Source organism: Bradyrhizobium sp. USDA 4516, from assembly GCF_054055915.1.
Map to the genome: position 1 here is coordinate 5,800,742 of NZ_JBSRXT010000001.1, position 11,287 is coordinate 5,812,028.

Genomic DNA, 11,287 nt, shown 5'->3' on the forward strand with positions numbered 1-11,287 from the left:
AGATGACCCAGTTCAACGAAACCGAGCTCACCGCCGCCGTCATCCGCAGCTTCGACCAGACACCCGATCCACGGGCCAAGTTCCTGCTGCAGGAATTGGTGAAGTCGCTGCACGATTATGTGCGCAGGACCGATCTCACCTTCGAGGAATGGGACCAGGCGATCGGCTTCCTGACCCGCACCGGGCAGAAGTGCACCGACATTCGCCAGGAGTTCATCCTGTTGTCCGACGTGCTCGGCGTGTCGATGCTCGTCGATGCGGTCAACCATCGCGATCGCGATGGCGCGACCGAGACCACCGTGCTCGGCCCGTTCTATGTCGGCGAGCACAAGGTGACGCCGCACGGCACCGACATCTCGGCAAGCCTGCCGGGCGAGCGCATGTTCGTGCAGAGCCGCGTCACCGACCTCGGCGGCAAGCCGCTGGCCAATGTGCCGGTCGATATCTGGCACGCGGACGATGACGGATTCTATGACTCGCAGAAGCCGAGCTATGCCACCGAAGGTCCGTCGTCGCGGGCGCGCTTCATCACCGATGCCGACGGCCGCTTCTTCTTCCGCACTATCGTGCCGTGCAGCTATCCGATCCCGACCGACGGCCCGGTGGGGCAGATGATCACGCAGACCAACCGTCACCCGATGCGGCCGGCGCATGTGCACTTCCTGGTCAACGCCAAGGGCTACGAGCCGCTGATCACGCATGTCTTCGTCGAGGGCGACAAGTACATCGATTCCGACGTCGTGTTCGGCGTGAAGGATGAATTGATCGCCAAGGTCGAGCGCCGCACCGATCCTGTCATGCCCGATGGCCAGCGTTCGGATGGGCCGTGGAGCCTGATGACCTACGAATTCCATGTGAAGCCCGGCGGCGGAATGGCGCCCGCGCCGCTCGGCGCCAAGGTCACCGAAGACGCCTGATCGGTTTCCGAACGCTTCTGCCCAATTCTTGTGCGCCGCACAAGGATTGGGCGAATCGCAAGTTTTGGCAGCGCGCGGAAAATTCGCGCGGGCTGCGACATGTTGCGCAAGGCTTTGCATCAAAATCGATTTTTGCACTGCGGTAGATTGGCACAAGGCTTGAATCATCATTAGCCGACGCCATTGAAGCCGTCCCTCGAGGCTACCCCATCGGATTTCTGACGCCGCCAGACTGGGGCCTTCCCGGTGCACGCCCTTTTGCGCCCTGCGCGCGTCGCCATCCGGAGGACGGCGCTCGACGCACTGACGCAACACCGCAACGCAACGACGCAAAGGACGACCGATGACCAAGCCCACCGACAAGCCGCCAAGCCGCGGCCTCAGCCGCCGTCAGCTCCTGAAGGTAACCAGCGGCGCCGCCGCGCTGCTCGCCGCGGCCAAGCTCAACTTTCCCGCAGGCGCGTTCGCGCAGGGCGCCGGTCCCGAGGTGAAGGGCGCCAAGCTCGGCTTCATTGCGCTGACCGATGCCTCGCCGCTGTTCGTCGCCAAGGAGAAGGGCATCTTCGCCAAATACGGCATGCCCGATGTCGAGGTGCAGAAGCAGGCCTCGTGGGGCACCACGCGCGACAACCTCGTGCTCGGCTCCGAGGGCAACGGTATCGACGGCGCGCATATCCTGACCCCGATGCCGTATCTGATCTCGGCCGGCAAGGTAACGCAGAACAATCAGCCGACGCCGATGTACATCATGGCGCGGCTCAATTTGAACGGCCAGTGCATCTCGGTCGCCAAGGAATATGCCGATCTCAAGGTCGGCATCGACACCGCGCCGTTCAAGGCGGCGCTGGAGAAGAAGAAGGCCTCCGGCAAGGCGGTGAAGGCCGCGATGACTTTCCCGGGCGGCACGCATGATCTGTGGATCCGCTACTGGCTCGCCGCTGGCGGCATCGATCCCGACAAGGACATCGAGACCATCGTGGTGCCGCCGCCGCAGATGGTGGCCAACATGAAGGTCGGCACGATGGACTGCTTCTGCGTCTGCGAGCCGTGGAATCTGCAACTGATACATCAGGAGATCGGCTATACCGCGATCACGACCGGCGAGCTCTGGGACAAGCATCCGGAGAAATCGTTCGGCCTGCGCGCCGCCTGGGTCGACAAGAACCCGAAGGCCGCGAAGGCGCTGCTGATGGCTGTCATGGAAGCCCAGCAGTGGTGCGAGAAGGCGGAGAACCGCGCGGAGACCGCGGCGATCTGCGCCAAGCGGCAGTGGATCAACTGCCCGGTCGAGGACATCACCGACCGCATGAAGGGCAAGTTCGACTACGGCACCGGCCGCGTGATCGAGAATTCGCCGCAGCAGATGCGGTTCTGGAGCGACAACGCCTCCTATCCCTATCAGAGCCACGACCTCTGGTTCCTCACGGAAGACATCCGTTGGGGCAAGTACGAGGCAGGCTTCGACACCAAGGCGCTGATCGCCAAGGTGAACCGCGAGGATCTCTGGAAAGAGGCCGCCAAGGAGCTTGGCGTGTCCGACATTCCGGCCTCGACCTCGCGCGGCAAGGAGACCTTCTTCGACGGCAAGGTGTTCGATCCCGCCGATCCCGCGGCCTATCTGAAGTCGTTGTCCATCAAGCGTGTTGACGTCTGATTTGAGCGAGCCGCGCGAGCAGTGCGGCTCTCCTTTTTTTGACCATGGAGATTTTCGTTCAATGTCGATGCCTGCCATGAAGACCGAAGTGTCGGCGGTCGCGATCCCGACGGCCGCTGCCGCCGCGCCGGTCGTGACCATAACGCCGAAGCGCGCGCCGCGCGCCGAGATCTGCGCCAGGATGGCGAAGGAGACCGCGGCGCGCGTGGTGCCGCCGCTGATCGTGGTCGCGCTGCTGCTGGTGGTGTGGGAGCTGATCTGCCGGCGCGCCGGCTCCAGCCTGCCGCCGCCGTCGAAAGTGTTCAAAGATACCAAGGAGCTGATCCTCGATCCGTTCTTCGACAATGGCGGCATCGACAAGGGCTTGTTCTGGCATCTCTCCGCCAGCCTGCAGCGCGTCGCCTACGGCTATTCGCTGGCGGCGATTGCGGGCATCGCGCTCGGCACGCTGGTCGGACAGTCGGTCTGGGCGATGCGCGGGCTCGATCCGCTGTTCCAGGTGCTGCGTACCATCCCGCCGCTCGCCTGGCTGCCGCTGTCGCTGGCCGCATTCCGCGATGGCCAGCCCTCGGCGATCTTCGTGATCTTCATCACCTCGGTGTGGCCGATCATCATCAACACCGCGGTCGGCATCCGCAACATCCCGCAGGACTACCGCAACGTCGCGGCGGTCGTGCAGCTCAATCCGCTGGAGTTCTTCACCAAGATCATGATCCCGGCGGCCGCGCCCTACATGTTCACCGGCCTGCGCATCGGCATCGGCCTGTCCTGGCTCGCGATCGTCGCCGCGGAAATGCTGATCGGCGGCGTCGGCATCGGCTTCTTCATCTGGGATGCGTGGAATTCCTCGCATATCAGCGAAATCATCCTGGCGCTGTTCTATGTCGGCATCATCGGCTTCGTGCTCGACCGGCTCATTGCGGGCCTCGGCAAAGTGGTGACCCGCGGCACGGCGGCGAACTGAGGAGGAAGTCATGCAGGCCTATCTGAAGCTCGATCACATCGACAAGACCTTCACCCGCGGCAACGCCACCACGGAGGTGCTGAAGGACATCAACCTGACGATCGAGAAGGGCGAATACGTCTCGATCATCGGTCACTCCGGCTGCGGCAAGTCGACCCTGCTCAACATCGTCGCCGGCCTCACCGGCGCCACCAATGGCGGCGTGCTGCTGGAGAACCGCGAGGTCAATTCGCCGGGGCCGGATCGGGCCGTGGTGTTCCAGAACCACAGCCTGCTGCCGTGGCTCACCGTCTACGAGAACGTCAAGCTCGGCGTCGACAAGGTGTTTGCAAGGACCAAGAGCAAGGCCGAGCGCGACGCCTGGGTTATGCACAATCTCAGCCTGGTGCAAATGGCGCATGCCAAGGATAAGCGGCCGAGCGAGATCTCGGGCGGCATGAAGCAGCGCGTCGGCATCGCGCGTGCGCTCGCGATGGAGCCGAAGGTGCTGCTGCTGGACGAGCCGTTCGGCGCGCTCGACGCGCTGACCCGCGCGCATCTGCAGGATTCGGTGATGGCGCTGCACCAGAAGCTCGGCAACACCATCCTGATGATCACCCACGACGTCGACGAGGCGGTGCTGCTGTCGGACCGCATCGTGATGATGACCAACGGTCCGAGCGCGCGGATCGGCGAGGTGCTCGAAGTGCCCTTGGCGCGGCCGCGCAAGCGGCTCGAGCTCGCGACCAACCAGGGCTACCTGAAGTGCCGGCAGCGCGTGCTCGAATTCCTCTATGAGCGCCACAGCTTCGTCGAGGCGGCGTGATGATCACGTCGACGGCAAGCGTTTCCGCTTTGAACCGAAGCGCCGGCTTTGGTTACCGATGCTCGCGTTTTGAAAAATCGCTTCAGAGCTTATTTCATGACCGAGGAGAATTGAGATGAATCCGACCCAAATCAAGCTGGTTCAGGACAGCTTTGGCAAGGTCGCGCCGATCTCGGAGCAGGCCGCGGTCATTTTCTACGATCGCTTGTTCGAAGTCGCGCCCGCCGTGAAGGCGATGTTTCCGGTCGACATGAAGGAGCAGCGCAAGAAATTGATGACGACGCTTGCCGTCGTCGTGAATGGGCTGAGCAATCTCGACACGATCCTGCCGGCCGCGAGTGCGCTGGCCAAGCGGCATGTCAGCTACGGCGCCAAGCCCGAGCATTATCCGGTGGTCGGCGGCGCGTTGTTGTGGACGCTGGAGAAGGGGCTCGGCGAAGCCTGGACACCTGACGTCGCCGCCGCGTGGACCGCGGCGTACGGCACGCTGTCCGGCTACATGATCTCGGAAGCCTATGGCCCGGCGCAGCCGGCCGAATAGGAAAACGTCGTAAGCACAGGACGGCTGTCCAACCGTCATTGCGAGGAACGAAGTGACGAAGCAATCCATCTTGCCACGCATGGAGGTATGGATTGCTTCGCTTCGCTCGCAATGACGTGGTGGGCTTTGGGGTATTCGACGGCGCCAGCAATCTTCTCTATGGTTAGCCCCGTTCCGCCAACGGGTGAACCAACAATGATGTTCCTGGAAACGCCGCCGAAACTGATCGCGACTGAAATCTTCTCCGTCGTGCCGGCGGAATTCCGCCGCAGGGTGGCGAGCGAATGGGCCGACGCCAACCGCCCGGGCGCGGTGACCGACTGCTTCATCGAGGGACCGTCGTTCGATGCCGACGGCAATCTCTACATCGTCGACATTCCGTTTGGCCGCATCTTCAGGATCGCGCCGGACAAGTCGTGGTCGCAGGTTGCCGAGTATGACGGCTGGCCGAACGGGCTGAAGATCGATGCGATGGGCCGCATCCTGATCGCCGATTATCGGCACGGCTTGATGGAGCTCGACGCCAGGTCCGGCGAGGTCACGCCGCTGCTGCGCTCGCGCAACTCGGAATCGTTCCGCGGCTGCAACGACCTGCACATCGCCTCGAACGGCGACATCTATTTCACCGATCAGGGCCAGACCGGGCTGCACGATCCGACCGGCCGCGTCTATCGGCTGCGGGTGAACGGAGCGCTCGACTGCCTGATCGACACCGGCATCAGCCCGAACGGCCTGGTGCTCGATCCGCACGAGGCGGTGCTGTTCGTCGCGATGACGCGCGACAATGCGGTCTGGCGCGCGCCGTTCATGAAGGACGGCAGCGTCTCCAAGGTCGGCCGCTTCTGCTCGCTATTCGGCCCGAGCGGACCCGACGGCATGACGATGGACGTCGCCGGTCGGCTGTTCGTCGCGCACGCCTCGCTCGGCCATGTCTTCGTGTTTGCGCCGAACGGCGAGTGCATCGCGCGGATCAAGTCCTGCGCCGGGCCGAGCTGCACCAATGTCGCCATCGGCGGCGCCGACCGCGACCGCCTCTACATCACGGAATCGGTGACTGGCTCGGTGCTGGTCGCCGACATCAGCGGGCTCGGCTAGCTATCTTCCTGACTGTCGACCATCGTTATCGCACTTGGCGCGAGTCCCGAAGGATCGACGGCCATCAGGTCGGCCGTTGCCGGGGTCTGGCTGATCAGCGGTCGGAATGCAGCTTCTCGAGAAACTCCTTCACCCCGCTGACGGCGCCGGTGTTGGAGGCGACATAACCGGGAAGGGCCCCCACCGCCTTGTGGAACTCGCTGCTCTTCATGATGTCGAGCACGCGCTGCATCGGCTCGGTCTCGAGGAAGGCGCGCTTGCACACGAAGAAATAATCTTCCGTGAGCAGGCGGATGAAATCGAGCCCGAACTGCCGCGCCGCGGCCTCGACACCAAAACTCGCATCCGCCATGCCGCTCGCGACATAGGCGGCGACCGCCGCATGGGTGAATTCCATATGCTGGGCGCCGTTGATCCGCCCTTCCGGGATCTTATGCAGCCTCAGCAATTGATCGAATAGCAGCCGCGTGCCGGAATCGTGGTCGCGGTTGACGAAACGGGCCTTGCGCTCGACGAGGTCCTTCAGCGTCGTGATCTTCAGCGGGTTGCCGCGCTTGACCATCAGGCCCATCTCGCGGGTCACGAAATTGATGACGCGGTCCTCGCGCGGATCGAGCCATTCGCGGCAGGCCTTGATGCCCTGCGCGCGCAATTCGCCGCGCGGCAGGTGCACGCCGGAGAGATCGCAGGCGCCCTGCGCCAGCGAGACCAGCGAGTTCTGGTTGCTGACATAGCGCAGATCGACGCCGACGCCGCCCGCGCGATCAAGGAATTCGCGCAGCTTGGATACCGCAAAGCCGTGGCTGGCATGGACCCGGATCACCGACGGTCGCTGCTCGAGAAATGGCTTGATCTCGGTGACCAGTTCCTGCGCGAGGTTCTCGAGCTGCAGCCCGAGCCGCGCCTGCATGCGCTCGCCGGCCCACACCAGCTTCTCGCCGAATGGCGTCAGCTTCGAGCCCTTGCCGCGGTGGGTTTCAACCAGCGGCACGCCGAAGAACTCGGTCCATTGCTCGATCAGGTTCCAGACATGGCGATAGGACAGCTGCGCATCGCTGGCGGCGCTGGTGATCTTTCCGGTCTTCCGGATCTCGTTGAGGATGCCGAGCATCACGACCGCGGTCTGCGGGCTGTCCTCTTTCCGAAAGCGCCAGACGGTCTCGATCTCGATCTGCAGCATCGTGGTCACCACTTATGAAGTTGACTTCATATCCTTGGCATGCCAATCGGCACAAGATATCATATTTACTGCTGATCGAAGCCTCCTAGGTTGAGTGACAACACCAGGAGGAAATATGATGTCCGTTGCATATGACTATGAGCGTGACGCCCGCCGCGCCCCGACCATCAGGGACGAACTGCTGCTGATCGACGGCGCCCGCGTCCGTTCGTTGTCCGGAAATACCTTCAATTCGCTCAATCCCGCCACCGAGCAGGTGATCGCTACGATTGCCGAAGGCAATGAGGCCGATGTCGATCGTGCCGTGGCGGCTGCCCGCCGCGCCTTCGAGGGGCCGTGGCGCACCATGCGCGCGGCTGAACGTGGCCACATTCTGCTCCGATGGGCTGAACTGCTGAAGCAGCATGCCGACGAGATTGTCGCGCTCGAAAGCCTCGATGCCGGCAAGCCGATTGCGGGTGTGCTGCGCCAGGATTTTCCGGCCGCCATCGACACGCTGACCTATTACGCCGGCTGGGCCGACAAGATCAGCGGCGATGTGGTCTCGGCGCGCGACGACGCGCTGACCTATACGGTGCGCGAGCCGGTCGGCGTGGTCGCCGCGATCGTGCCGTGGAATTTCCCGCTGATGATCGGCATGTGGAAGCTCGCGCCGGCGCTCGCCTGCGGCTGCACGGTGGTGATGAAGCCGGCCGAGCTGACCTCGTTGTCGGCGCTGCGCATCGGCGAGCTCGCGCTCGAGGCCGGTTTGCCGAAGGGCGTGCTCAACATCGTGACCGGGCCCGGTCGCGTCGTCGGCGACGCGCTGGTCAATCATCCCGATGTCGACAAGGTGACGTTCACCGGCTCGCCCGGCGTCGGCCGCGGCATCATGAAGGGCGCCGCCGGCAACTTCAAACGGGTCTCGCTCGAGCTCGGCGGCAAGTCCGCCAATGTGATCTTCGACGATGCCAATCTCGAAGCCGCTGCCAAGGCCGCGGCTGCCGGCATCTTCTTCAACGCCGGGCAGGTCTGCTCGGCCGGCTCGCGCGTGCTGGTGCAGGAGAACGCCTATGACGAGGTGGTCGAGCGTCTGGTCGACCGTGCGGAAGCGTTGCGGATCGGCGATCCCGCCGATCGCGCCACCGCGCTCGGGCCAGTCATCTCCGAGAAGCAGATGCGCTCGATCCTCGATTATGTCGAGATCGGCAAGCATGAGGGCGCGCTGCTGGCCACCGGCGGTGCGCGGGTCGGTGACCTCGGCTATTTCATCAGCCCCGCGGTGTTCGCCAACGTTGCGCACGAGATGCGTATCTCGCAGGAGGAGATTTTTGGCCCCGTCGTCAGCGTGATCAAGTTCAAGGACGAGGCCGATGCGCTGCGCATCGCTAACGGCACCGCCTACAGCCTCGCCGCCGGCGTCTGGAGCGCGGATATGGGTCGCGTGCAGCGCTTCGCCAAGAAGGCCCGCGCCGGCACGGTGTGGATCAACACCTATGGCTACACCGACGTGCGATTGCCGTGGGGCGGCGAGCGCGATTCCGGCCTCGGCCGCGAGCACGGCACCGCCGCGCTCGACAATTTTACCGAGCCTAAGGCGGTGTGGATGAACCTCAACGTTTGATGCGCGTCGAGAGACGCGAGAGCGCGCGTCACAATACAGCTGTCGTCCCGGCGAAGGCCGGGACCCATAACCACGAATATCTGTTGTTGCACAACGGGTGGAATGACGAGTCCCGCCAACGACGACTGCTGCGGAGTATGGGTCCCGGCCTTCGCCGGGACGATGATGTGGAGATATCGCCGGGATGACGATGTGGAGACATGGTCGTCGGTATGCTTTATCGTCCTGCGCGGAGCCACAAGGGAACTACGCAGAACGAGGCGATCGTGCAGACGAAAAAATTCGGCGACAACGGCCCGCAGGTCTCGGTGATCGGGCAGGGCACCTGGTATCTCGATCGCGGTGACCGCAAGGCGGCCGTCGCTGCGCTCAAGCGCGGCATCGATGCCGGCATGACGCATATCGACACCGCCGAGATGTATGGCGACGCCGAGCTCGTGATCGCGGATGCGATGTCCGGCCGGCGCGACGAACTGTTCCTGGTCTCGAAGGTCCTGCCGAGCAACGCCTCGCGGCGCGGCACTATTACCGCCTGCGAGCGCTCGCTGAAGCGGCTGAAGACCGATCGCCTCGATTGCTATCTGTTGCACTGGCGCGGAACCACTCCGCTTGCCGAGACGGTCGCGGCGTTCGACGAATTGATCGCGGCGGGCAAGATCCGGTCCTGGGGCGTCAGTAATTTCGACACCGAGGATCTCGACGAACTGCTCGATGTCGCGGGTGAAGGCAAGATTGCCTGCAACCAGGTGCTCTACCATCTGCAGGAGCGCGCCATCGAGCACGCCGTGATCCCGTGGTGCGAGCAGCACGGCGTCGCCGTCGTCGCCTATTCGCCGTTCGGTCACAATGATTTTCCTTCGTCGTCGAGCAGGGCCGGCACGCTGCTGCAATCGATCGCGCAGGCGCACAAGGCAACGCCGCGCCAGGTGGCGCTAAGTTTCCTCACGCGGCTGCCGTCGGTGCTCGCGATTCCGAAGGCGTCGAACGCGGAACACGCGGCGGAGAATGCGGCGGCAGGAACTCTGAAGCTCAGCGGCGATGAACTCGCCGCGCTCGATGCCGCGTTCCCGCGCGGGCCGAAGCCGCGCTCGCTGCCGATGCTCTGAGGGCGTTCCGCTCCACACAGTTCTTAACAAACTGTTGCAGTTGCGGCGGCACACGGCCTGCGGCGGGCGGTCGCGCGCGCTGGCGCATATCGGAGTCCCGTTTTCGGGCATTGTTCTCGCGGCGGAATTGGCGTTTTGTACGAGGAGCAGATTCCCTTTATTTTGCCTTCGAGATTGCCGTGACACCGCCCCCCGCAGCCGTGGCCGCCAGGCTGGACAGCGTTCCCCTTTCATTGCCCGCAAAGACCGCGCCCGCAGCGACAAGCAAGGCGCCCGCCCGCACCGACCGGCCGTTCAAGGGCATCGCGCTGATCCTGCTGTCGACCGTGTTCCTGGGCACCTCCGACGTCACGGCAAAATATCTCTCCTCCACGCTGCCCTCGATCGAGATCGCCTGGATCCGCTTCCTGGTGTTTGCGATGATCATGACGCCGGCGATGCTGCCAGGCTCGCCGCTGTTCGCGCTGCGCAGCAGCCGTCCCGGCCTGCACGTGCTGCGCGGCGCCGCGCTGCTTGGCTCCTCGCTGATCTTCATCACGGGGCTCGGCTTCCTGCCGATCGCCGAAGCCTCCGCCACCAGCTTCGTCTCGCCGCTGTTCGTCACCGCGCTGTCGATCGCTTTCCTCGGTGAGAGGGTCGGCATGCGACGCTGGATCGCGACCGCGGTCGGCCTCGCCGGCGTGTTCATCATCCTACGGCCGGGCACCAGTGCCTTCCATCCCGCCGCGATCTTTCCGATCGTCTCGGCGCTGGCGTGGGCGGCTACGTTGATCCTGACGCGTATGATGAGCGGCAGCGAGCGCCCGATCACCGTGATGACCTATTCGTCGATCGTCGGCGTCGCCATCGTCAGCGCGCTGGTGCCGTTCGTCTGGGTCACGCCGAGCTGGCACGACATCATGTTCGGCATCCTGATCGGCGTTGCGTCCACCGTCGGACAGTGGATCGTGGTGCTGGCGTTCCGCTATGGCGATGCCTCGGTGCTCGCGCCGTTCTCCTACACGCAGCTGCTGTGGGTCAGCATCCTCGGCTTCATGATCTTCGGCGAAGTGCCCGACCGTTGGACCATTCTCGGCGCCGGCTTCATCGTCGCCTCAGGCCTCTACACCGCGCATCGCGAGCGCGTCCGACGGTCGCAGCTGCTGACCGTGGCCAGCGAGCCGTCGCCGAACGCCTGAGCGTCCGGACGAAATCGTGCGTCGGTTGCGAAGCCGGCTTCAACTAGCGTTGCGCGGGTACAACAGTCGGGCCGAAATCTTTGATCTCGGATCGCTGAATCACCGGATTTCGGAAACGATCGGCAACCTCACACTTCGCCGCGTGCTAACCCTAGCCCCAAGGGCGCCGCAGAGCGTTTGGGGGGCGGGTAAGTGCATTTTGGTTCGTTCTTTTTCCTGTCAGGCGGTCGGTCGTCTCGCGCTG

10 protein-coding genes are annotated in these 11,287 nt (G+C 64.0%); 9 read left to right on the forward strand and 1 reads right to left on the reverse strand.

The genetic code is table 11. From position 1 onward, the window contains the following. Positions 1-2: 2 nt before the first annotated feature. The 6 genes from ACVI1L_RS26445 to ACVI1L_RS26470 all read left to right on the forward strand — a co-directional run bounded on the left by ACVI1L_RS26445 (position 3) and on the right by ACVI1L_RS26470 (position 5,976). Positions 3-917 carry an intradiol ring-cleavage dioxygenase gene (locus ACVI1L_RS26445; protein ID WP_076827021.1) on the forward strand — a complete coding sequence of 305 codons (915 nt, stop codon included), beginning with the start codon at positions 3-5 and terminating at the stop codon, positions 915-917. A 343-nt stretch (positions 918-1,260) separates the two neighbouring features. Beyond that, on the forward strand, positions 1,261-2,571 hold the full coding sequence (locus ACVI1L_RS26450) for a CmpA/NrtA family ABC transporter substrate-binding protein (protein WP_456784263.1): 1,311 nt from the start codon (positions 1,261-1,263) through the stop codon (positions 2,569-2,571). A 61-nt stretch (positions 2,572-2,632) separates the two neighbouring features. After that, the gene (gene ntrB, locus ACVI1L_RS26455; RefSeq protein WP_456784264.1) at positions 2,633-3,535 is read left to right on the forward strand and encodes a nitrate ABC transporter permease; all 903 of its coding nucleotides are present in this window, start codon (positions 2,633-2,635) and stop codon (positions 3,533-3,535) included. Between the two features lie 10 nt (positions 3,536-3,545). Then, the gene (locus tag ACVI1L_RS26460; protein WP_057017512.1) at positions 3,546-4,340 is read left to right on the forward strand and encodes an ABC transporter ATP-binding protein; all 795 of its coding nucleotides are present in this window, start codon (positions 3,546-3,548) and stop codon (positions 4,338-4,340) included. A gap of 115 nt (positions 4,341-4,455) precedes the next feature. Then, a complete protein-coding gene (locus ACVI1L_RS26465; protein WP_057017511.1) occupies positions 4,456-4,881 on the forward strand; it encodes a globin family protein in 426 nt (141 codons plus the stop codon). Between the two features lie 195 nt (positions 4,882-5,076). After that, complete coding sequence (locus ACVI1L_RS26470; RefSeq protein ID WP_253640373.1) at positions 5,077-5,976, forward strand: SMP-30/gluconolactonase/LRE family protein; 900 nt, start codon at positions 5,077-5,079, stop codon at positions 5,974-5,976. Between the two features lie 94 nt (positions 5,977-6,070). Here ACVI1L_RS26470 and ACVI1L_RS26475 read toward each other — a convergent pair whose 3' ends face one another. Then, a complete protein-coding gene (locus ACVI1L_RS26475; protein ID WP_057017575.1) occupies positions 6,071-7,156 on the reverse strand; it encodes a substrate-binding domain-containing protein in 1,086 nt (361 codons plus the stop codon). Between the two features lie 118 nt (positions 7,157-7,274). Between ACVI1L_RS26475 and ACVI1L_RS26480 the strand changes: the two genes are divergently transcribed. The 3 genes from ACVI1L_RS26480 to ACVI1L_RS26490 all read left to right on the forward strand — a co-directional run bounded on the left by ACVI1L_RS26480 (position 7,275) and on the right by ACVI1L_RS26490 (position 11,043). After that, positions 7,275-8,759 (forward strand): aldehyde dehydrogenase family protein, encoded by a 1,485-nt coding sequence (locus tag ACVI1L_RS26480; protein ID WP_456784265.1) that lies wholly within the window; start codon positions 7,275-7,277, stop codon positions 8,757-8,759. 266 nt (positions 8,760-9,025) lie between these two features. After that, positions 9,026-9,865, forward strand: a complete 840-nt coding sequence (locus ACVI1L_RS26485; protein ID WP_168859178.1) for an aldo/keto reductase — start codon at positions 9,026-9,028, stop codon at positions 9,863-9,865. Positions 9,866-10,098: 233 nt separating this feature from the next. Next, positions 10,099-11,043, forward strand: coding sequence for a DMT family transporter (locus ACVI1L_RS26490; RefSeq protein WP_253590479.1), 945 nt, complete (start codon positions 10,099-10,101; stop codon positions 11,041-11,043). The last annotated feature ends 244 nt before the right edge of the window (positions 11,044-11,287 follow it).